The organism is Scleromatobacter humisilvae, from assembly GCF_023231945.1.
Classification (GTDB): Bacteria; Pseudomonadota; Gammaproteobacteria; order Burkholderiales; family Burkholderiaceae_C; genus Scleromatobacter; species Scleromatobacter humisilvae.
The window spans coordinates 1-20,477 of the sequence record NZ_JAJLJH010000006.1; the positions used below are offsets into that span (position 1 = coordinate 1).

19 protein-coding genes are annotated in these 20,477 nt (G+C 69.9%); 7 read left to right on the plus strand and 12 right to left on the minus strand.

Annotated features, from left to right (window positions below; translation table 11 throughout):
- Positions 1 to 181: 181 nt before the first annotated feature.
- From LPC04_RS18890 to LPC04_RS18920, 7 genes are all read right to left on the minus strand, one after another.
- Positions 182 to 580, minus strand: a complete 399-nt coding sequence (locus tag LPC04_RS18890) for a hypothetical protein (RefSeq protein WP_275683827.1) — start codon at positions 578 to 580, stop codon at positions 182 to 184.
- A 93-nt stretch (positions 581 to 673) separates the two neighbouring features.
- Entirely contained in the window at positions 674 to 2,131 is a 1,458-nt protein-coding gene (locus tag LPC04_RS18895; protein WP_338055449.1) for a Ppx/GppA phosphatase family protein, read from the minus strand.
- A 102-nt stretch (positions 2,132 to 2,233) separates the two neighbouring features.
- Positions 2,234 to 3,157, minus strand: coding sequence for a bifunctional helix-turn-helix transcriptional regulator/GNAT family N-acetyltransferase (locus LPC04_RS18900; protein WP_275683829.1), 924 nt, complete (start codon positions 3,155 to 3,157; stop codon positions 2,234 to 2,236).
- Between the two features lie 59 nt (positions 3,158 to 3,216).
- Positions 3,217 to 3,651, minus strand: coding sequence for a universal stress protein (locus LPC04_RS18905; RefSeq protein WP_275683830.1), 435 nt, complete (start codon positions 3,649 to 3,651; stop codon positions 3,217 to 3,219).
- A 65-nt stretch (positions 3,652 to 3,716) separates the two neighbouring features.
- The gene (locus LPC04_RS18910; RefSeq protein ID WP_275683831.1) at positions 3,717 to 4,571 is read right to left on the minus strand and encodes a sulfurtransferase; all 855 of its coding nucleotides are present in this window, start codon (positions 4,569 to 4,571) and stop codon (positions 3,717 to 3,719) included.
- Between the two features lies 1 nt (position 4,572).
- On the minus strand, positions 4,573 to 5,475 hold the full coding sequence (locus LPC04_RS18915; protein WP_275683832.1) for a DMT family transporter: 903 nt from the start codon (positions 5,473 to 5,475) through the stop codon (positions 4,573 to 4,575).
- A gap of 47 nt (positions 5,476 to 5,522) precedes the next feature.
- Entirely contained in the window at positions 5,523 to 6,638 is a 1,116-nt protein-coding gene (locus tag LPC04_RS18920; RefSeq protein WP_275683833.1) for an aromatic ring-hydroxylating oxygenase subunit alpha, read from the minus strand.
- Between the two features lie 265 nt (positions 6,639 to 6,903).
- Between LPC04_RS18920 and xseB the strand changes: the two genes are divergently transcribed.
- The 7 genes from xseB (at position 6,904) to LPC04_RS18955 (ending at position 13,875) form a co-directional block, all read left to right on the plus strand.
- Positions 6,904 to 7,143, plus strand: coding sequence for an exodeoxyribonuclease VII small subunit (gene xseB, locus LPC04_RS18925; protein ID WP_275683834.1), 240 nt, complete (start codon positions 6,904 to 6,906; stop codon positions 7,141 to 7,143).
- On the plus strand, positions 7,140 to 8,027 hold the full coding sequence (locus LPC04_RS18930; protein WP_275683835.1) for a polyprenyl synthetase family protein: 888 nt from the start codon (positions 7,140 to 7,142) through the stop codon (positions 8,025 to 8,027). Before xseB ends, LPC04_RS18930 begins: the two co-directional genes overlap by 4 nt.
- A gap of 61 nt (positions 8,028 to 8,088) precedes the next feature.
- Positions 8,089 to 9,981, plus strand: a complete 1,893-nt coding sequence (gene dxs / locus LPC04_RS18935) for a 1-deoxy-D-xylulose-5-phosphate synthase (RefSeq protein WP_275683836.1) — start codon at positions 8,089 to 8,091, stop codon at positions 9,979 to 9,981.
- A 75-nt stretch (positions 9,982 to 10,056) separates the two neighbouring features.
- Entirely contained in the window at positions 10,057 to 11,085 is a 1,029-nt protein-coding gene (locus tag LPC04_RS18940) for an ABC transporter substrate-binding protein (protein ID WP_275683837.1), read from the plus strand.
- Positions 11,082 to 11,894 (plus strand): ABC transporter ATP-binding protein, encoded by an 813-nt coding sequence (locus LPC04_RS18945; protein ID WP_275683838.1) that lies wholly within the window; start codon positions 11,082 to 11,084, stop codon positions 11,892 to 11,894. The genes LPC04_RS18940 and LPC04_RS18945 overlap by 4 nt, the downstream gene beginning before the upstream one ends.
- Before the next feature lie 5 nt (positions 11,895 to 11,899).
- Positions 11,900 to 12,727 carry an ABC transporter permease gene (locus LPC04_RS18950; RefSeq protein WP_275683839.1) on the plus strand — a complete coding sequence of 276 codons (828 nt, stop codon included), beginning with the start codon at positions 11,900 to 11,902 and terminating at the stop codon, positions 12,725 to 12,727.
- A gap of 122 nt (positions 12,728 to 12,849) precedes the next feature.
- Positions 12,850 to 13,875 carry a hypothetical protein gene (locus LPC04_RS18955; protein ID WP_275683840.1) on the plus strand — a complete coding sequence of 342 codons (1,026 nt, stop codon included), beginning with the start codon at positions 12,850 to 12,852 and terminating at the stop codon, positions 13,873 to 13,875.
- Between the two features lie 7 nt (positions 13,876 to 13,882).
- Here the strand turns inward: LPC04_RS18955 and LPC04_RS18960 are convergent, their stop codons facing one another.
- From LPC04_RS18960 to LPC04_RS18980, 5 genes are all read right to left on the minus strand, one after another.
- Entirely contained in the window at positions 13,883 to 15,196 is a 1,314-nt protein-coding gene (locus LPC04_RS18960; protein ID WP_275684057.1) for an MFS transporter, read from the minus strand.
- A 101-nt stretch (positions 15,197 to 15,297) separates the two neighbouring features.
- Positions 15,298 to 16,212 (minus strand): hydroxymethylglutaryl-CoA lyase, encoded by a 915-nt coding sequence (locus LPC04_RS18965; RefSeq protein WP_275683841.1) that lies wholly within the window; start codon positions 16,210 to 16,212, stop codon positions 15,298 to 15,300.
- The gene (locus LPC04_RS18970; protein WP_275683842.1) at positions 16,209 to 17,399 is read right to left on the minus strand and encodes a CaiB/BaiF CoA transferase family protein; all 1,191 of its coding nucleotides are present in this window, start codon (positions 17,397 to 17,399) and stop codon (positions 16,209 to 16,211) included. Before LPC04_RS18970 ends, LPC04_RS18965 begins: the two co-directional genes overlap by 4 nt.
- A 131-nt stretch (positions 17,400 to 17,530) precedes the next feature.
- A complete protein-coding gene (locus tag LPC04_RS18975; RefSeq protein ID WP_275683843.1) occupies positions 17,531 to 19,417 on the minus strand; it encodes a M61 family metallopeptidase in 1,887 nt (628 codons plus the stop codon).
- A 102-nt stretch (positions 19,418 to 19,519) separates the two neighbouring features.
- The gene (locus LPC04_RS18980) at positions 19,520 to 20,419 is read right to left on the minus strand and encodes a LysR substrate-binding domain-containing protein (RefSeq protein ID WP_275683844.1); all 900 of its coding nucleotides are present in this window, start codon (positions 20,417 to 20,419) and stop codon (positions 19,520 to 19,522) included.
- Positions 20,420 to 20,477 lie beyond the last annotated feature (58 nt).

Here is a 20,477-nt window from a genome sequence, read left to right on the forward strand (position 1 = left end):
GGACAGTGAAACGCCTCTGCGCCGATGATAGTGCGGGTTCCCGTGTGAAAGTAGGACATTGTCAGGCTAATATCCCTGCAACCGCCCGAGCTAAATTCTTAGCTCGGGCGTCTTGCTTTTGGGGCCGCAGTATTGGGGCCGTGGCCGACGGGTAGCGCCACGCCGCCGGCGTCTTCGAGCGCTACTGATGTTGGATCTCCAGTCCGTTCGCGGTATCGCGGATGACGAAGCTGTGTCGGCCTGTCGGCAGATCCGGGCCGCCGACGTGATCCTCGGGCCAGCGCTCGATGCGCCTCCCGTGGAATCCCGCAGCGAAACCCATCATCGAGTAGCCTCGCTCGATGCGTCGATAGTCGGAGCACCGTCCCGCGGCGATGTCGCCAAACCGAGTGGCCTCGTAGGTTTCCACGTGGGTGAGGACGACGTCCGTCGCGTTGCAGAACCGGATGTCGACGGGCGTGTCGCGAGGCGGCACCACGACCAACGTCAGCGCGATGCCCAGACCCAGCAGCGTCGCAAGCGCCACGCCGTAGAAGGCGGGCAGCCGGAGAACTGGCTCGTCGACGTCATCCGCAGTCATCGAACCTCCGGTCTCGAGTCTGGCAAACGGGTCCGGACGCGGCTTTCGCCACGTCGCGTGCAACACCGCCCTCGATCGAAGTCTCGCGCGAGCTCAATTGAGCGTCAACAGCAGCGCCCCTTGGCGCGCCCACAGATCCGCCTCCTCGCGCAGCAGGTAGGCCGTGCGCGGATGTTCCTCCGCCCACTGGGCCGAGAACGACAGCCGCGCGCCACCGCCGGCGAGCCGGGTCAGGGCCAGCCCGCTTGCGTCGACCTCGCCCCGCGCGTGGCATTCGATCACGGCGAGCCGCAGGCAGAGGACCTGCCAGGCCGTCAGCTCGCGCGACAACCCCGCCTCGATCTTGCGCAGCCCGCCACGCTGCCCCAGCACCAGTTCGCCGAGGCGGCGTTGCTGGCTTTGCGAGAACCCGGGTGCGTCGACATGCGACACGATGTAGGAGCTGTGCCGGTGGTGGTCGTGGTGCGACACCATCAGGCCGACCTCGTGCAACGCGGCGGCCCAGCGCAGTTCCTTGTGCATCTCCGCGTCTCCCTTCGGCCACGCGCTTTCGAAGAAGCGTTGCGCGGTCTTCGCGACGCGCTCGGCCTGGTCGACGTCCACGTTGAAGCGGCGCTGCAGTTCGGCCACGGTCGCATCGCGCAGGTCGTGGCCGCTGGCCTGGTTGCCGGCGGCAAGACGCTCCGACAGGTCGACGATCACGCCCTGGCGCAGCGCGCCCTTGGCAGCGATCAGTTCCTCGATGCCGAACTGCGCGCAGATCGTGTAGAGGATCGCCAGGCCACCCGGGATCACTGCGCGACGCTCGGGCTTCATGCCGGGGATGTCCAGCTTGTCGATGTGACCCAGCTCGATGCATCGCTCGATCAGCCAGCGCAGGCCCTCGGCGGTAATGCGGCCGTCGGTCTTGCCGCTGGCGCGCAGGATGTCGGCAACGGCGCCGGCAGTGCCTGACGAGCCGAGCGCCTCGCGCCAGTGGCGGCGCGAGAACGGCACCAGGGCTTCCTCGAGCTCGGCGCCGGCGGCCACCTGCGCGGCGCGGAACGCGGCGCGTGTGTAGCGGCCGTCGGGGAAGTAGCGCATCGACAGGCTGACGCAGCCGACCTGGAACGACTCGGCCACGCGCGGCGCGGGCCCGTCGCCGAGGATCATCTCGGTGGAGCGGCCGCCGATGTCGATCACGAGCCGCGGCTTCCCCGACGGCTGCAGGAAGGCGACGCCCGTGTAGATCAGGCGCGCTTCCTCGCGGCCGGAGATGACTTCGATCGGATGCCCCAGCGCGGCCTCGGCACGCAGCAGGAACTGGTCTCGATTGCGCGCCTCGCGCAGCGTCTGCGTGGCCACGGCGCGGATCCGCATCGGCGCCGATGCCTTGAGCGTCTGCGCGAAGCTCGCGAGGCAGCGCAGCCCGCGCTCTGTGGCCTCCTCGGTCAGCATGCCGTCGACATCGAGGCCCGCGCCAAGGCGAACGGTCTCCTTCAGGTAGAGATGGCGGCGATAGCGTCCGTCCTGGACCTGCCCGATCTCGAGCCGGAAACTGTTGGAGCCCATGTCGACCGCGGCAAGCGGTCCGACAGCGGTTGGAGAGGTGACAGACATGCGCGCGATTGTGCCTGCCCGGCGCTGTCGAGAAGATGTCGGTGTGCGAGAAGCCTACAAGCGCAATTCCCAGAACTGGCCGACCAGATCCTTGCCGAAGCTGTGGTGCGACTCCTCGCGGACGAGCTCGAAGCCCGCCGCCTGGTAGATCCGGCGCGCGGCGACGAGGACGTCGTTGGTCCACAGCACCAGCTTGCGGTAGCCGCTGTCGCGTGCGAAGCGGATGCATTCGTCGACCAGCCGCGCGCCCAGGCCATGCCCGCGCGCCCAGGCCTCGACGAGCAGGATGCGCAGCTGCGCCGTCTCGTCGTCCTTGCGGACACAGAACACGCAGCCGGCGCGCTGGCCATCGACCTCGGCGACCCAGGCGCTTTCGCGCCCGGGCTGGTGCTTGTCGAGGTAGTCGGCGACGATGCGGGCCACCAGCGCCTCGAACGACTGCGTCCAGCCGTACTCGCGGGCGTAGACCTCGCCATGGCGCTGGACGACCCAGCCGGGGTCGCCCGGCCGCAGGCCACGCAGCACGACCACCGGCGACTTCGCCTGATCGTCGAGCGCGCGCATCACCGTGCGCATCGCCCCGGCCAGCGATTCCTGGACCGGCTCCGGCAACGGCGCGAGCAGCTCGCCGACCTGCCGGTTCGAGCGCTCGTCGAGCGTGCGATAGAGCTTTCTCCCGGCCGCGGTGAGCGACAGCGACTGGCGACGACCGTCGGTGGCCGACGCGGTCCGCTTGATCAGCCCCGCCGCGTCGAATTTCGCGAGCAGCCGGCTCAGGTAGCCGGAGTCCAGCGCCAACGTGGCACGCAGCGCCGCCATGTCGGTCGACGGCGCCTGAGCGAGCTCGAAGACGACGCGCGCCTCGGTCAGCGACCAGGCCGTCTCGAGCAGGCCTTCGTCGAGCGTGCCCAGGCGGCGCGTGTAGAAGCGCGAGAACTCGCGCACGGTGGCGACATGCGGGTGGGGTATGGTGGTCATCTGACTGAGTCTGCAAAAGTAGCTGACTCAGTCAGTTTAGTCCGATCGGGCCGGGCCCGCTACTTGACGACCAGCACGGGCACCTCGCAATGCACCAGCACGCGCGTCGTCTCGCTACCCAGCAGCAGCGCGCTGACGCCGCGCCGGCCATGCGAGGCCATCACGATCAGGTCGCACGACTGCGCCTTCGCGTGATCGACGATGGCCTCCCACGGATGGGGCGCCTCGACGGTGAAGGCCTGGCACTCGAGCCCGGCCTGGTCCGCCGCCGCGACCACTTCCTTGACGCGGTTCAGCGCGATGCGCTCCTGCGCGTCGTAGAACTCCTGCGGCGGGATCGGCTGCATCTCGGAGATGGCGCTGTACGGAAACGGCTCCTTCACCGTGATCGTGCTGAGCCGGGCACCGAGCGCCTTGGCCAGGGCGATTCCGCTGGCGACGGCCTTGGCGGTGATGGCCGTGCCGTCGGTCGGAATGAGGATGCTGCGGTACATGGCGGTCTCCGGTCGTTGCGACGAGGAAAGTGTGCGCCTTTCGCGCGCCGCCCGCACCCGGGGAATCAGCCGACGGCGACCGGGCGCCTCGGATCTGCCGACCACTCGCTCCACGAGCCTGGATAGAGCGCCGAGCCCGGCAGCCCCGCGGCCTCCATCGCGAGCAGGTTGTGGCAGGCCGTCACGCCCGAGCCGCACTGGTGCACGACCTGGGCCGGCGCCGCGCCGAAGGCCTCGAAGGCCGCGCGCAACTCCTGCGCCGGCTTGAATCGGCCGTCGGTGCCGAGGTTGTCCTTGAAGAAGCGGGAACGCGCGCCCGGGATGTGGCCGGCGCGCTTGTCCAGCGGCTCGACCTCGCCGCGGTAGCGTTCGCCGGCGCGCGCGTCGAGCAGCGTCACTCGGCCGAGCGACTTCTGCAGCGCGTCCGCGTCGACGCTGGCGACCAGGCTGTCGCCGAGCGGATAGGCGCCCGGCACGGCCACGGGCGTCGTCGCGCCGGACTCGACCGCGCCGCCCGCGGCCTTCCACGCGACGATGCCGCCGTCCAGCACGCTCACCGCGCGGTGCCCGGCCCACAGCAGCATCCACCAGGCGCGGGCCGCGTACATGCCGCCCTGCGCGTCGTAGACGACCACCGCGCGCGCGGGCGTCACGCCCAGGCGCGCGAGCGTCGCGGCCCAGTCGGCGCGCGCCGGCAGCGGATGGCGCCCATTGGTGCCGGTCTTCGGGCCGGCCAGGTCGCGGTCCAGGTGCGCGTAGACAGCGCCAGGCAGGTGGCCTTCGGCGAAGGCGCGCTCGCCGGCCCCGACGTCGGCGAGGTCGAAGCTGCAGTCGATGATCACCGGCGCGGCGCCGGCGGCAAGTGCCGCGAGCAGCTGCTCGGGCGAGACGAGGGGCGTGGGCAGGGTGGGTGCGGTCATCTCAGGTGTCCGGATGCGGTTGGATGGTGTCGGGGGCGGTGGAGGACAGCGTCGTCGCGCGCAGGCGCGCGGCCGCGAGGCCGGCGCCGACGATCAGCACCATGCCGCCGACCGCCATCCACGTCAATGGATCATGGAACAGCCAGATGCCGAAGACGAACGAGAACGCGATGCCCAGGTACTGCAGGCTGGCGTTGGACAGCGGCTTGCCGATCGCGTACGCGCGCGTCATCAGCACCTGCGCCGCGGTGGCGAACACGCCGGTCGCCGCGAGCAGCGCGAAACCCGGCAGGGTATGGCGCGCATGCCAGCCCTGCAACAGCGACATCGCGACCCCGGCCACGAAGCCGCCGATCGAGAAATAGAAGACGACGCGCAGCTCGGGCTCGCCGGCGCGCCCCAGCGTCGCGACCTGCAGATAGGCCAGCGCAGACAGCATGCCCGAGCCCAGGCCGATGACGCCCGGCACCATCTGGTCCTTGTCGATCGACGGCTGCAGCACGAGCGCCACGCCGGCGAAGCCAACCAGCACCGTGGCTACCAGCCGCGGGTCGACGCGCTGCGCGCCCAGTACCACGGCGCCGCCGATCAGGAACAGCGCCATCCACACCGAGGACATGTAGTTCAGCGTGACGGCCGTGGCCAGCGGCATGTGGCCGATCGCGTAGAACCACATCGTCAGCGACGTGACGCCGACCACGCTGCGCCAGGCGTGCATGGCCGGCACCCGCGTCTTGAGCGAGATGCCGCGGGCGCGGGCCACCAGCGCGATGCCGATCACGCCGATCAGGCCACGGTACATCACGATCTCGCCGGCGCCGTAAAGGTCGGACGCGTACTTCACGCACACGCCCATCGCGGCGAACAGGAACGTGGCGCAGATCATCAGCAGGGGAGCAGACATGGCGCCCATTGTCGCGTGGGGCGCCGCGCCCGCGGGCGCGCAGGGGCTCAGCGTGCCGGCTTCAGCGCCTGCCGATACCACTCGTGGAAGTGGCGCATGCCGTCCTCCATCGGGCTCTGGTATGGCCCGGCCTCGTCGTCGCCGCGCTCGAACAAGGCCTTGCGGCCGGCATCCATGCGCAGCGCGATCTCGTCGTCCTCGACGCAGGTCTCGAGGTAGGCCGCCTGTTCGGCCTCGACCAGCTCGCGCTCGAACGCGGCGATCTCCTCGGGATAGTAGAACTCGACGACGTTGGTGGTCTGCTGCGGCCCCTTGGGATACAGCGTCGAGACCACCAGCACGTGCGGATACCACTCCACCATGATGTTGGGGAAGTAGGTGAGCCAGATCGCGCCGTGGCGCGGCGGGCGGCCTTCGTTGAAGCGCAGCAGCGCGTCGTGCCACTTGCGGTAGGTGGCGCTGCCCGGGCGCGCGAGGCCGTCGGCGACGCCCACGGTCTGCACCGAGTAGTTGGCGCCGAATTCCCACTCGAGGTCGTCGCAGCTGACGAAGCTGCCCAGGCCGGGGTGGAACGGGCCGACGTGGTAGTCCTCGAGGTAGACCTCGATGAAGGTCTTCCAGTTGTAGTCGCACTGGTGCACGTGCACCTTGTCGAGGACGTAGCCCCTGAAATCGAGCTGGGCGCGCGGGCCGAGCTTCGCGAGGTCGGCGGCGATGTCACGGCCGTTGTCCTCGAACACGAGGCCGTTCCAGCAGCGCGTCCTGTAGCGATTGAGGTGCAGGCAGGGATCCTGCGCGAAGTGCGGGGCGCCCAGCAACTGGCCGTCGAGGCCGTACGTCCAGCGGTGCAGCGGGCAGACGATGTTGGACGCCGTCTGGCCGCGGCCCTTGAGCATCACGGCCTGGCGATGGCGGCAGACGTTGGACAGCAGCTCGACGCCGCCGTCGGGCGCGCGCACGAGCACGCGGCCCTCGCCTTCCTGCGGCAGTGCGTAGTAGTCGCCGATTTCGGGGATCGCCAGCTCGTGCGCGAGGTAGCGCGGTCCGTGCTGGAAGATGAGTTCCTGTTCGCGGCGGAACAGATCCTCGTCGAAATAGGTGGAAACGGAAAGTTGAGAGCGCGCGCGCTCCAGAGCTTCTAGCGTGATGCTCAGGTCCGACATGATCCCCAGGATCCTAAAAAACTATGTCACAACCCCCCACCCGGTGGCCCCGCGGGTGGATCTGTACGAATCGCTCGGCGGCCGCTGGCGCATGCGCCTCGTGCCCGGCGTGCCGAACCTAGCAGTTTAACCAATTGCGACAGATCGCTCCATCCATGTCCCCATTTTTCCGGACGAGTGCTGCAAAAACGTGCAGTCCGTTGCAATGAATACCCGGGTCGGGTGTCGAGATGACTACAATCCCGTTTTGCCCGAGCCCGTACCAATGGATCGCACCGAAGCATCGACCCCTGCCCCCGCCCCCGCGAGTTTCGAGGACGCCCAGGCAGAGTTGGATGAGTTGGTGAGAGCGATGGAAACGGGCCAGATGCCGCTCGACGGCCTGCTGAGCGCCTACAAGCGAGGCGCGCAGCTCCTGGAGTTCTGTCGCTCCAGGCTGGATGCCGTAGAAGAACAAGTGAAAGTCCTGGAGGAGGGCCAGTTGAAGCCCTGGACTCGACCATGAAGATTGACGATTTCTCGCACTGGGTGCTCGACCGCCAGCAGGATGTCGAGCGCGCCCTGGAGCGCTGGGTCTCCGACGAATCGCCCGCCGGCCTCGGCGCGGTGATGCGCTACGCCGTGCTCGACGGCGGCAAGCGGCTGCGCCCGTTGCTCGTGATGGCCGCGGCCGAGGCCGTGTCCGGCGACAGTGCCGCCGCGCTGCGCGCCGCCGTGGCCGTCGAACTGATCCACGCCTACTCGCTGGTGCACGACGACATGCCCTGCATGGACAACGACGTCCTGCGCCGCGGCAAGCCCACCGTGCACGTCAGGTACGGCGAGGCGCAGGCGATGCTCGCCGGCGACGCGATGCAGGCGCTGGCCTTCGAGGTGCTGACGCCCGACGAGGGCATGCCGCCCCAGCTGATGTCCACGCTCGTGCGCCTGCTCGCGCGCGCGTCGGGCCACGACGGCATGGCCGGCGGCCAGGCGATCGACCTCGCCAGCGTCGGCCGCAGCCTCGACGAGCAGTCGCTGCGCGACATGCATCGCCGCAAGACCGGCGTGCTGCTGCAGGCCAGCGTCATGATGGGCGCCGCCTGCGGCAACGCCGACGCCGCCGCGCTGGCCGCGCTGAGCGAATACGGCGCGGCCGTCGGCCTGGCCTTCCAGGTTGTCGACGACGTGCTCGACGTCACCCAGGACTCCGAAGTGCTGGGCAAGACGGCCGGCAAGGACATCGACCAGAACAAGCCGACGTTCGTGTCGCTGCTGGGCCTGGAATCCGCGCAGAGGTACGCGCACGACCTGCGCGACCAGGCGCACGCGGCCCTGGCGCGCAGCGGATTAGGGCAGGCTGCCTACCTCGCGTGCCTCGCGGACAAGATCGTCGAGCGCGACAATTGATGACCAAGCGCGCCCTGCCTTCCGGCGGGACGCGCGGCTTGCCGGGGACAACGAACGCCACATGACCAACAACCTCCTCGCGACCATCGCCAGCCCCGCGGACCTGCGACGCCTGTCGCGCGCCGACCTGCGCACGCTGTGCGACGAACTGCGGCAATACGTCCTTCACAGCGTCAGCAAGACCGGCGGCCATCTGTCGAGCAATCTCGGCACGGTCGAGCTCACCGTCGCGCTGCACTACGTCTTCAACACCCCGTATGACCGCATCGTGTGGGACGTGGGCCACCAGACGTACCCGCACAAGGTGCTGACGGGCCGGCGCGAGCAGATGGCGACGCTGCGCATGTATGGCGGCCTGGCGGGCTTTCCGAAGCGCGACGAGAGCGAGTACGACGCGTTCGGCACCGCGCACTCTTCGACGTCGATCTCGGCCGTGCTAGGCATGGCCCACGCGGCCAAGCTCAAGGGCGAGAACCGCAAGGCCGTGGCCGTCATCGGCGACGGCGCGATGACCGGCGGCATGGCCTTCGAGGCGATGAACAACGCGGGCGTGTCGATGGCCGACATGCTGGTGATCCTCAACGACAACGACATGTCGATCAGCCCGCCGGTGGGCGCGCTGAACCGCTACTTCGCCCGCCTGATGAGCGGCAAGTTCTATTCGAAGGCGCGCGAGGGCGCCAAGTCGGTGCTGAAGAACACGCCGCTGTACGAGTTCGCGCGCCGCTTCGAGGAGCACACCAAGGGCATGGTCGTGCCCGGCACGATCTTCGAGGAGTTCGGCCTCAACTACGTCGGGCCGATCGATGGCCACGACCTCGACTCGCTGATCCCCACGCTCGAGAACCTGCGCGACGCCAAGGGCCCGCAGTTCCTGCACGTGGTCACGCGCAAGGGCATGGGCTACAAGCTCGCCGAGGCCGATCCGGTCAACTACCACGGCCCCGGCAAGTTCGACGTCGCCGTCGGCCTGCAGAAGCCCGCCACGCCGCCCAAGCAGACCTTCGCCGAGGTGTTCGGCTCGTGGCTGTGCGACATGGCCGAGGCCGACAAGCGCCTGATCGGCATCACGCCCGCGATGTGCGGCGGCTCGGGCATGACCGAGTTCGAGAAGCGCTTCCCCGAGCGTTACCACGACGTCGGCATCGCCGAGCAGCACGCCGTCACCTTCGCCGCCGGCCTGGCGTGCGAGGGCCTGAAGCCGGTCGTCGCGATCTATTCGACGTTCCTGCAGCGCGGCTACGACCAGCTGATCCACGACGTCGCGCTGCAGAACCTGCCGGTCGTGTTCGCGCTCGACCGCGCTGGCATCGTCGGCGCCGACGGCCCGACGCATTGCGGCGCCTACGACATCGCCTTCATCCGCTGCGTCCCGAACATGAGCCTGCTGACGCCGGCCGACGAGCGCGAGACGCGCCGCGCGCTGAGCAGCGCGTTCGCGCAGGAGCATCCGGTGGGCGTGCGCTATCCACGCGGCGCCGGCGCGGGCGTCAAGCCCGAGGCCGATCTCGAGACGCTCGAATGGGGCAAGGGCGAGAAGCGCCGCGAAGGCCGCCGCATCGCACTGCTGGCCTTCGGCCCGTTGCTGTACCCGGCGCTGCAGGCGGCCGAGAAGCTCGACGCCACCGTCGTCAACATGCGCTTCGTCAAGCCGCTCGACGTGGAGCTGGTGCTCGAGATGGCGCGCACGCACGAGGCGCTGGTCACGCTCGAGGAGGGCAGCATCATGGGCGGCGCGGGCAGCGCGGTGCTGGAGGCGCTGGCCGCCGCCGGCGTGCAGGTGCCCCTGCTGCAACTGGGCCTGCCCGACCGCTACATCGAGCACGGCGACCCGGTGCGCCTGATGCACGAATGCGGGCTCGACGCCGAAGGCATCGAGCAGTCGGTGCGGCGCCGCTTCGGGCCGTCGCTGGCCGTGGTGCGCTCCACGTCGACGACCGCCGTCAACGGCTGAACGCGGGCGGGCCCGGCCCGCATGCGCGCGGGGCCGGCCTCCGCTAAAGTGGGTCATCGCCCTGCGGAGACCCTCATGCAACGACGTTCCGTTGTCCTTCTCGGTGCCACGACTCTGGCCGCGCCCGCGCTGCTGCGCGCCCAGGCGCTCGAGAAGCCCAAGCTGACGATCGCCGTCGGCGGCAAGAACCTGCTCTACTACCTGCCGCTGACGATCGCCGAGAGCCTGGGCTACTTCAAGGCCGAGGGCCTGGACGTCACCATCGTCGACTTCGCCGGCGGCTCCAAGGCCCTGCAGGCCGTCGTGGGCGGCAGCGCCGACGTGGTCTCGGGCGCGTTCGAGCACACGCTGATCATGCAGCCCAAGGGCATCCGGCTGCGCGCGTTCGCGCTGCAGGGCCGGGCGCCGCAGGTCGTGCTGGGCATCAATCCGAAGACGATGCCAGGCTTCAAGTCGGTGGCCGACCTGAAGGGCAAGAAGATCGGCGTGACGGCGCCGGGCTCGTCCACCAACGTGCTCGCGAACTTCGTGCTCGCCAAGGCCGGGCTCAAGCCGTCGGACGTCTCCATCATCGGCGTCGGTGCGGGCGCGGGGGCCGTCGCCGCGATGCGGTCGGGCCAGATCGACGCGATCAGCAACCTCGACCCGGTGATCACGCTGCTGCAGCGAAGCGGCGACCTCAAGATCGTCTCCGACACCCGCATCGTCGCCGAAGCCGACAAGGCCTTCGGCGGCCCGATGCCCGCCGGCTGCATGTACGCGCCGCAGTCCTTCATCGACAAGAACCCGGCGACGGTGCAGGCCATCGCCAACGCCATCGTGCGTGCGGACAAGTGGATCCAGGCCGCCGGCCCGGCCGACATCGTCAAGGCCGTGCCCGAGAGCTACCTGCTGGGCGACCGCGCGGTCTACATCGACGCGTTCCTCGCGAGCAAGGGCGCGCTGTCGGTCGACGGGGCGATCCCGCCCGAGGGCGCGGCCACCGCGTTGCGGGCGCTGCAGAGCGTCGACGATTCGCTCAAGGGCGGCAAGTTCGACCTCGCCGCCGTCTGGACGAACGAGTTCGTCAAGAAGGCGAACGCCGACCCGAAGATCAGGCGATGAGCGTTCCCGCGCTGTCCCTGGACGGCGTCAGCTGCACCTTCGTCGCGCGCGACGGCGACGCCGCGGGCTACACCGCGGTGCGCGACGTGTCGCTCGCGATCGAGGCCGGCGAGTTCGTCTCCGTCGTCGGGCCGACCGGCTGCGGCAAGAGCACGCTGCTGAACATGGCCGCCGGCCTGCTCGCGCCGAGCACGGGCGGCGTGCGCGTGTTCGGCGAGCCGCTCGCTGGCCTGAACCGGCGCGCGGGCTACATGTTCCAGGCCGAGAGCCTGATGCCGTGGCGCACGGCGCTCGGCAACGTCATGGCGGGCCTGTCGTTCCGCGGCGCGCGTGACGCGGACGCGCGCGCGCTCGCGAACGAATGGCTGCAGCGCGTGGGACTGGCCGCGTTCGCCGACCGCTATCCGCACCAGCTGTCGGGCGGCATGCGCAAGCGCGTGAGCCTGGCGCAGGTGCTGGTACTCGATCCCGACATCATCCTGATGGACGAACCGTTCTCCGCGCTGGACATCCAGACGCGGCAGCTGATGGAGAACGAAGTCCTCGCGCTGTGGGGCGCGAAGAAAAAGGCGGTGCTGTTCATCACGCACGACCTCGACGAGGCCATCGCGATGAGCGACCGCGTCGTGATCCTGTCGGCCGGCCCCGGCTCGCGCGTCGTCGGCGAGTTCCGCGTCGACCTCGAGCGTCCGCGCGACGTCGCCGAGGTGCGCACCACCCCAAGCTTCGTCGAACTGCACAAGGCAATCTGGGACGTGCTGCGCGAAGAGGTGCTGGCCGGCTACCAGCAACAGCTGGCCAAGGCCTGACGATCATGTGGCGCCACATCAAGCCCAGCCGCCGCACGCTGCGCGCGTGGCAGCTCGTCGTGCTGGTGCTGATCTTCGGGCTGTGGCACGTGCTGACCGTGCCGGGCCTGCTGCCGCACTTCCTGTTTTCCGACGACAACCAGGCCGCATTCTTCTTCGGCGAGCCGCTGAAGATCTTCGACCGCATCCGCCACTGGTTCTTCGTCGACGCCGACATCTACCGGCATCTGGGCATCACGCTGCTCGAGACGGTGCTCGCGTTCGCGATCGGCACCGCGCTGGGCCTGGCCACCGGCCTGTGGCTTGCGCTGAGCCCGCTGGCCGCGGCCATCCTCGATCCGTACATCAAGGCGATGAACGCGATGCCGCGCGTGATCCTCGCGCCGATCTTCGCGGTGTGGTTCGGCCTGGGCGTGGCGAGCAAGGTGGCGCTGGGCGTCACGCTCGTCTTCTTCATCGTGTTCTTCAACGTCTACCAGGGCGTCAAGGAAGTGAGCGCCGTGATCCTCGCGAGCGCTCGCATGCTGGGCGCGAGCCGGCGCCAGCTGCTGCGCCACGTCTACCTGCCGAGCGCCACCAGCTGGGTCTTCAGCTCGCTGCACACGTCGGTGGGCCTGGCCTTCGTCGGCGCGGTGGTGGGCGAGTACCTCGGCTCGTCGCAGGGCGTGGGCTACCTGATCCTGCAGGCCGAGGGCAGCTTCGACATCAACACCGTGATGGCCGGCATCCTGGTTCTGACCGTGTTCGCGCTGGTGCTCGACGCGATGGTCGGGCGCGTCGAGAAGGCGCTGATGAAATGGCAGCCGCAGGCCGGCGAGAGCGAGAAGCTGTAACGCGATGGAATTGGGGTGAACACCCGTCATGGCGCCGCGGCCGGACGCCGCTTCGATGGTAGGGTATCGGCCTCGACCGGCCGAGCCGGCACCATCGATTCCACAATGCCAGGGAGGCACGCATGAAACCCACCATTTCCACCCTCGTCGCCGCGTCCGCGCTCGCGCTGCTGTCCGCCTGCGGCGGCAGCGACGGCGGCGGCGCGACGTCGCAGCCCGTCGGTCCGGAAGGCCTGAGCATCACCAGCAGCAACCAGGCCGCGGTCACGCAGGCGACGGTCGCGGGCGGCCTGTCGGTGTCCAACGTCGAGACGGCGACCAACGCTGGCGGCGCGGCCGCCCAGCCCGGCAGCGTGAAGGCGAGCGCCCACTCGCTGGCGGCCGTCGTGCGCCGCGTGCTGGCCGCCGGCCCGCAACGTCGCGCCGCCATCGAGAGCGCCGCTGCGGCGCGTCCGCTGGCCGTTTCCAGCGACATCGCGCCCTGCGGCGTGAGCGGCACGCTGACGACCACCTTCAACGACGTCGACGGCAACGGCCAGATCTCCGCCGGCGACATCCTCACCATCCACTTCAACCAGTGCCGCGACTCGGCCACCTCGTTGTACAACGGCAGCGCCGTGATCACGATGGCCACGGTGCCGACCGCGGAGCAGATCACGGGCACGGCCGACTTCCAGAACCTGTCCGCGGTCGAGGGCGGCCTGACCTCCACGGTCGACGGCACGCTCAACATCTCCGAGACCGATTCCGACACCGCATCCAACGTCACGCTCACCGTCGGCGGCAACGGCCTGACGGAGACCATGGCCTCGAGCACCTACAACGACGTCGTGATGCTGGACTCGGGCGTGCGCATCACCGTCGACGAGGTGTTCGCCGCCCACCGCAGCCAGCTGACCTTCGACGGCCTGCTGCAGGCGCAGTCGGTGCCTGGCGGCGCCGTGACGCTGACGACGAAGTCGCCGTTCGTGCTGAACGACGGCGACGCCTTCCCGAGCGCCGGCGTGCTGCAGGTCAAGGGCGTGCACGGCACGCTGCTGATCACCGTGCTGAACGCGACGACCGTGCAGGTGCAGCTCGACGCCAACGACGACGGCGTCAACGAGAGCACCGCGTCGACGCCGTGGACGTCGCTGATCCCGCAGTGAGCGTCGCTCAGCGCCCGCGCGCCGCCTTCATCGCGGCCGCGGGCAGCGCCTTCATCACGATGACGGCGCACACGATGCTCGCGACGCCGATCGCGTAGAGCGCCGGCGTCGTGGAGCCGGTCGCATCCTTGATGCGTCCCACCATCACCGGGCTGACGATGCCGCCCAGCTGGCCCAGCGTGTTGATCAGCGCGATGCCGCCGGCCGCGCCGGCACCGGTCAGCAGGCGTGGCGGCAGCGCCCAGAACGCCGGGATCGAGGCGACGACGCCGCCGCCCATCACGGCCAGCGCGACGATCAGCAGGCCGGTCTGCTTGTCGAACAGGCCCGCCGCGAAGAAGCCCAGCGCCGCGGCCACCAGCAGCCCGGCGACGTACTTGCGCCGCTCGCCGCTGGCGTCCGACACGCGGCCGACGACCACCATCGCGACGGCGCCGAAGACGTAGGGCACGGCGGTCAGCAGGCCGATCGTGGTCGGGTTGGAGATGCCCGAGCTGCGGATCAGGTGCGGCGCCCAGAAGTTCAGGCCGTACGAACCGATCTGGATCAGGAAATAGACCAGGCCCAGCACCAGGAAGCCCGGCGTCCGGATCGCGCCCCACAGCGAGCCGCCCTTGGCGTGCGTGCCCGGCTCCTTGATCTGCGTCGCGAGATAGCTGCGTTCTGCGGCGCTGAGCCAGCCGGCGTCCTGCACGCGATCCTGGAAACGGCGCAGCACCAGCCAGCCCAGCGGCAGGCACGGCAGGCCGCCGATCAGGAACAGCCAGTGCCAGCCCGGTTGGCCGAGCACGCCGTTCATCTGGCCGAGGATCAGCCCGGAGATCGGCGCGCCGACCAGCCCCGACATCGCCGAGGCGAGGAACAGCAGCGCCGTCGCGCGGCCGCGGAAGCTTTCGGGGAACCACAGCGTCAGGTAATACAGCACGCCTGGCGCGAAACCCGCCTCCATCGCGCCGACGATGAAGCGCAGGCCGTAGAACTGCCACTCGCTGGTGACGAACACCATCGCCGACGTCGCGAGTCCCCACGAGATCATGATGCGCGCGATCCAGCGCCGCGCGCCGACGCGGTACAGCAGCAGGTTGCTGGGCACCTCGAAGATCACGTAGCCGATCACGAACAGGCTGGCGCCGAGGCCGTAGGCCGTGTCGCTGAGGCCCAGCGCGCCCTGCAGCTGGAACTTCGCGAAGCTGATGTTGATGCGGTCGAAGAACGCGAACAGGTAGCAGACCATGATCAGCGGCATGAGTCGCCACGCGACCTTGCGGATCAACGAATCGTGTTCGAGGCGGCTGACGTCGGGCTCGTGCGGCGCCGCCATCGCGGCCGTGGTGGAAATCGCAGGCATGAGTGTCTCCTGCCGGCCCGTTCTGCGCGGGCCGGTCTGGTGGTTGCGAAGGGAAAGGTGCGCTCAGCGCCGCGTCATGACGCGGGCAACGGATGCAGCGTGTCGCGCGTGCCGGCCATCAGCAGCGCGTTGGAAAGCGGGCGCTCGACCAGGTGCGGCACGCGCGCGGCCACGCGCAGCAGCCGCGCGAGATCGACGCCCGTCGTGTGGCCCATGCACTCGAACATGTGGACGAGCGTCTCGGTGTTGACGTTGCCCGACGCGCCCGGCGCATACGGGCAGCCGCCGAGGCCCCCGCACGACGCGTCGAAGCGCGTGGCGCCGGCCTCGAGCGCGGCCAGCGCGTTGGCGAGCGCCATGCCGCGCGTGTCGTGCAGGTGGATCGTCGTGGCGTCGATGGCGAGGACGCCGCGCAGGCGCTCCAGCAGCCGCCGCACGCCGGCCGGGTCGGCCATGCCGGTGGTGTCGCACAGCGTGACGCCCGCGGCACCGCCGGCGATCAGCGCGGTGGCGATGCGCGCGACCTCGTCGACCGCCACCTCGCCCTCGAACGGGCAGCCGAACGCGCACGACAGCGACACGTTGCACAGCAGGCCGCCATGCCCGGCCTCGCGCACGATCTCCAGCAGCTGCGCCAGCGACTGCGCCCGCCCCATGCGCAGGTTCGCGACGTTGTGCGACTCGCTGCACGACATCACGAGGTTGAGCTCGTCGACGCGGCTTTCGATCGCGCGCTCCATGCCGCGCAGGTTGGGCACCAGCGCGGTGTAGACGACGCCGGGCACGCGGCGGATCTCGCGCATCACGATCTCGGCGTCGGCCAGCGCGGGGATGGCGCGCGGCGACGTGAACGACGTCACCTCGATCTTCGCGAAGCCGCAGTCCGACAGCGCGTCGACGAAGGCGATCTTCTCGTGCGTCGGCACGAAGCGCTTCTCCATCTGCAGGCCGTCGCGCGGCGCGACCTCGTTGATGAACAGCCGTGTCATTCGATCACCCCGTCCTGGCGCAGCGCCGCGATGCGCTCGGGCGACAGGCCGGCCTGCGCCAGCACGTCGTCGGTGTGCTGGCCCAGCGTCGGTGCCGCGTGGCGCACGGCGCCGGGCGTGTCGGAGAGCTTGGGCACGATGCCTGGCGCGGCGATCGTGCCGCCGCTCATTGCCGGGATGCGCTCGATGTTGCCGCGCGCGGCGTAATGCTCGTCGGCGGCGATCTCGGCGATCGTATAGACGCGGCTTGCGGGCACGCCCGCGTCGCGCATGCGCGCGAGGACGTCGTCCAGCGTCAGCTGCACGGTCCACGCGCCGATCGCGGCGTCGAGTTCCGCGGCGCGCGCGGAGCGGCCGTCGTTGGCAGCGAGCGCCGGATCGTCGGCCAGGTCCTTGCGGCCGATCATCAGCATCAGCCGCTTGAAGATGCTGTCGCCGTTGCCGGCGATGAGCACAGCCTGGCCGTCGGCGCACGCATACGCGTTGGACGGCGTGATGCCCGGCAGCGCGCCGCCGGCGGGGCGGCGCACCTCGCCGAACACGTCGTACTCGGGCAGCAGGCTCTCGGACAGGTTGAACATCGCCTCGTACAGCGCGAGGTCGATGCGCTGGCCCTGGCCCCCGCGCGCGTCACGCGCGTACAGGGCCAGCATCACGCCCAGCGCGCCGTGGACACCCGCCACCGTATCGCCCAGCGACACGCCGCTGCGCACCGGCGTGCGGCCCGGCTCGGCGTTGAGGTAGCGCAGCCCGCTGAACGCCTCGGCCACCGCCGCGAAGCCGGGCTCGGACGCGCGCGGGCCGGTCTGGCCGAAGCCCGACAGGCTCAGCATGACCAGCCTCGGGTTGAGCGCGTGCAGCGTCTCCCAGCCGAGTCCCCAGGCTTCCATCGAGCCGGGCCGGAAGTTCTCGATGAGCACGTCGGCGTCGCGCACCAGCTCGCGCACCAGCGCCTGGCCCTCGGGCACGCGCAGGTCGATGCAGACCGACTCCTTGTTGCGCGACTGCGCGTCCCACCACACCGAGGTGCCGTCGCGCAGCTTGCGCCACTTGCGCAGCGCGTCGCCGGTCTTCGGCGGTTCGACCTTGATGACGCGCGCGCCGAAGTCCGCCAGCGTCTTTGCGGCGAACGGGCCCGCGATGAGCTGGCCGAGTTCGACGACCTTGATTCCTTCGAGTACCTGCATGGACGCCTGTCTCCGTAGCCTTGGACGGATTGTGGGCAGGCGCGGCCTCGGGCGGAAGGCAATCCTCGCCAAGCGAGGTTTCGCGAAGCGTGAAAGCGGCGGCGGGTAACTACCCGGATGCGCCACCCAACTCAGCGCGGGCTCAGGATCGCCGTGAGGAGGTCGGGGCGGCCCTCGATCCGTTCCAGAATCGGGTAGCGCAGGCCGCCGTGCCAGTCCAGGCGTGCGACGCGGTAGTCGTCGCCGTCCTTGAGCAGCAGCTCGATCGGCGCCTTGTCCTTGACCGCGGCGGTCACGGCATCCCTGAGCACGTCCGGCTTGTACGCCTTCAGGTTGACGGCCACGAGCGTCAGGCCGGGGCGCAGGCCGGCCTTGAACCCGACGCCGTTCCACTGCACGTCCTTGATCTCGCCGGCCTTGCCCATGTGCAGGCCCAGCGAATAGCGGAAGTCCGCGCCTTCGCGGACCGAATCGATCGCCTTCGCGTAGTCGCTCTGCTTGTCGGTCCAGCCCAGCCGCCAGCCCGCGCGCGCGAGGCCGTCGAGCGGTGCGTCCGGCCCGATGGTGTCGAGCTTGCCGCGCAGGAACGCGGCCCAGTCGAAGGGCTGCACCTTCTGCAGCGCGGCGACGACGTCGTCGAAGGTGTAGGTCAGCGGGGCGACGCGGCCGTCCTCGACGCCGAAGAAATCGTGTGCGAAGTCGTCCAGCGAGCGCCGGCCGTTCGACAGCTCGCGGATGCGCGTGTCGACGTCGAGCCAGACCAGCGCGCCCTCGTCGTAGTACTCCTCGAAGCGCTGCCAGGTGCCCCAGTCGATGGGCAGCCTGCGGCCGGTGATGATCTCGTCGTCGGTGGTGCTCTGCAGGCTGCGCCAGGTGCGGCCGGCGTCGGCGACCTGGCTCCAGGCGACGCGGCGCGCGAGGCGCTCGCGCATGTCGGCGATGGGAAACATGCCGGAGCGGACCGACAGCACGTCGCCCCAGTACTGCGTCTGGCCCTCGTACACCCACAGCAGGCTGTTGTGGCTGGCGGTGTTGAAGTCGGGCGCCCACAGGTCGGCCGGCCGGCGGAACTTGCCGTTCCAGGAATGGACGAACTCGTGCGGGATCACGTAGCGCTGGAACGAGGTCTTGTCCCATTCCTTGAAGTAGTTGTCCTTGACGCTGTTCTCGCTGGACTGGTGGTGCTCGAGGCCGAGGTCGTAGTCGACCTGGCCCAGCGACAGCAGCAGGTCGTAGTGCGCGAAGTGGCGGGCGCCGAACAGGCGGTCGGCCTGGCGCACGAGGTTGCGGTGCGCCTCGATCTGGTCGTCCTCGGACTCGAGCGCCGTCGCGTCGTCGGCGACCATGTCGAAGAACACGGGACGCGCGGCGCCGGGGTCGAGGTCGACGCGCTTGAAGTACTTGCCGGCGAAGACAGGCGAGTCGACCAGCGTCTCGAGCGACACGCGCTCGAAGTGCACCTCGTCGCCGCTGGCGGACGCCGCGCGCAGCGCCGTGCCGAACTGCCAGCCGGCGGGCAGCTTCAGGCTGGGGTCGACAGCGATGCGCGTCGCATAGTGGCCCGCGGGATAGAGCACGGCGCCCTGCCATTGCACGTCGAGCAGGTTGCGTCCGAGGAACGGATCGCTGCCGGTGGGCGCCATCGGCAGCAGTTGCTGGAATTCGAGGTCGAGGCGGGCGACGCCCGCGGGCACGTCGACGTTCAGCGCGTAGAAGTCGTCGGGGTCGCGCGTCCAGTCCAGCCACTTGCCGCCGGCCGCCATGCGCAGGCCCGCGAGGCGCTTCAGCTCGTTGGTGGGCGCGTGGTTGCCGGGAATCCACTGCGGATAGAGCAGCGTCAGCCGGCCGGGCTGCACGGGGATCGTCTCGCGGATCCGAAGGATCTTGTGATCGAGGTCGGTCGCGTCGACGGCGAGGCCGATCGCGCCAGGGTACGGCGTGTCCTGCGGCACGGGCGCCGCGACGGCCGCGAGGGGCGCCGCGAGCGCGAGCGCGAGGAACGGGGGATGGAGCTGCAAGACGGCCTCCTGGTGGCTGCGCGGACGTCGGCGACGCGCCGGCCCTGTCCTGCAGGACGCAATCCCTCGCCGGAACCGGACACCGGCCGATGCGAAAGGCGCTCAGCCCGGGGCCGAGCAGAGGTGGTCGATCAGCAGCCGCACCGGCCGCGGCACCGCGGTTGCGTCGCGCACGCCGATCAGCAGCTGCCGATGCACCCACGCGTCATCGAGCACGATGCGCTTCAGGTGCATCGAATGCAGGTGCGGCTGGATCGCCGCTTCCGGCAGCACGGCCACGCCCATGCCGTTGGCCACCATCAGGCACATCGCGTCGAAGCTGCGCACCTGGATGCGCACGCGCAGCCGGCGCCCGAGCAGCTCGGTCTCCTCGTGCAGGCGGCGCGACAGCGACGTCGCGCTGGAGAGGCAGACGAAGTCGTTGTCGACGACATCGGCGAAGCGCACCGACTTGCGCCGCTGCAACGCATGCCCGTTCGGCACGACCAGCACGAGGCGGTCGCGCCGGTAGTTCATCAGCGCCAGCCCGTGCGCCGCGGTGCGGTCGGCGAAGATGCCGAGGTCGGCGCGGCCATCCAGCACGGCCAGCACGACGTCGGAGCTGTTCTGCTCCTCGAGCTCGATGCGGATGCCGGGGTTGCCGGCCTGGAATGCGGCGAGCTCTCCGGGCAGGAACTGCGTGAGGGCGGAGGTGTTGGTCCACAACCGCACGACGCCCACCACGCCGGACGCGTAGTCCGACAGCTCCGCCGACAGGTGCTCGACCTCCTGCAGCACCGCGCGCGCCCGGTCGAACAGCACCTGGCCCGCCGCGGTGGTACGCACGCCGCGCGAGTGCCGCTCCAGCAGCGTGACGCCGACGGCGGCCTCGAGATCGGTGATGCGCTTGCTCGCCGCGCCGATCGCCAGATGGGCGAGGGCGGCGCCCTGGCTGATGCTGCCGGTTCGAACGACGAGCGTGAACAGCGACAGCGAAGTCAGGTCGAGGCGTTGGAGGTTCACGGCCCATTCTCGCGCGAGCGGGCCGGGCGCGCCCGGGTCGTCCCGGGCGAGAGAAGCA

Excerpts from the sequence above, each read along its gene's own strand:
- LPC04_RS18955 (WP_275683840.1), top strand. The coding sequence starts at position 12,850 with ATGAAACCCACCATTTCCACCCTCGTCGCCGCGTCCGCGCTCGCGCTG.
- LPC04_RS18915 (WP_275683832.1), bottom strand. The coding sequence starts at position 5,475 with ATGTCTGCTCCCCTGCTGATGATCTGCGCCACGTTCCTGTTCGCCGCG.
- LPC04_RS18930 (WP_275683835.1), top strand. The coding sequence starts at position 7,140 with ATGAAGATTGACGATTTCTCGCACTGGGTGCTCGACCGCCAGCAGGAT.
- LPC04_RS18940 (WP_275683837.1), top strand. The coding sequence starts at position 10,057 with ATGCAACGACGTTCCGTTGTCCTTCTCGGTGCCACGACTCTGGCCGCG.
- LPC04_RS18920 (WP_275683833.1), bottom strand. The coding sequence starts at position 6,638 with ATGTCGGACCTGAGCATCACGCTAGAAGCTCTGGAGCGCGCGCGCTCT.
- LPC04_RS18965 (WP_275683841.1), bottom strand. The coding sequence starts at position 16,212 with ATGACACGGCTGTTCATCAACGAGGTCGCGCCGCGCGACGGCCTGCAG.
- LPC04_RS18950 (WP_275683839.1), top strand. The coding sequence starts at position 11,900 with ATGTGGCGCCACATCAAGCCCAGCCGCCGCACGCTGCGCGCGTGGCAG.
- LPC04_RS18895 (WP_338055449.1), bottom strand. The coding sequence starts at position 2,131 with ATGGGCTCCAACAGTTTCCGGCTCGAGATCGGGCAGGTCCAGGACGGA.
- xseB (WP_275683834.1), top strand. The coding sequence starts at position 6,904 with ATGGATCGCACCGAAGCATCGACCCCTGCCCCCGCCCCCGCGAGTTTC.
- LPC04_RS18970 (WP_275683842.1), bottom strand. The coding sequence starts at position 17,399 with ATGCAGGTACTCGAAGGAATCAAGGTCGTCGAACTCGGCCAGCTCATC.
- dxs (WP_275683836.1), top strand. The coding sequence starts at position 8,089 with ATGACCAACAACCTCCTCGCGACCATCGCCAGCCCCGCGGACCTGCGA.
- LPC04_RS18960 (WP_275684057.1), bottom strand. The coding sequence starts at position 15,196 with ATGGCGGCGCCGCACGAGCCCGACGTCAGCCGCCTCGAACACGATTCG.
- LPC04_RS18945 (WP_275683838.1), top strand. The coding sequence starts at position 11,082 with ATGAGCGTTCCCGCGCTGTCCCTGGACGGCGTCAGCTGCACCTTCGTC.
- LPC04_RS18900 (WP_275683829.1), bottom strand. The coding sequence starts at position 3,157 with ATGACCACCATACCCCACCCGCATGTCGCCACCGTGCGCGAGTTCTCG.
- LPC04_RS18890 (WP_275683827.1), bottom strand. The coding sequence starts at position 580 with ATGACTGCGGATGACGTCGACGAGCCAGTTCTCCGGCTGCCCGCCTTC.
- LPC04_RS18905 (WP_275683830.1), bottom strand. The coding sequence starts at position 3,651 with ATGTACCGCAGCATCCTCATTCCGACCGACGGCACGGCCATCACCGCC.
- LPC04_RS18910 (WP_275683831.1), bottom strand. The coding sequence starts at position 4,571 with ATGACCGCACCCACCCTGCCCACGCCCCTCGTCTCGCCCGAGCAGCTG.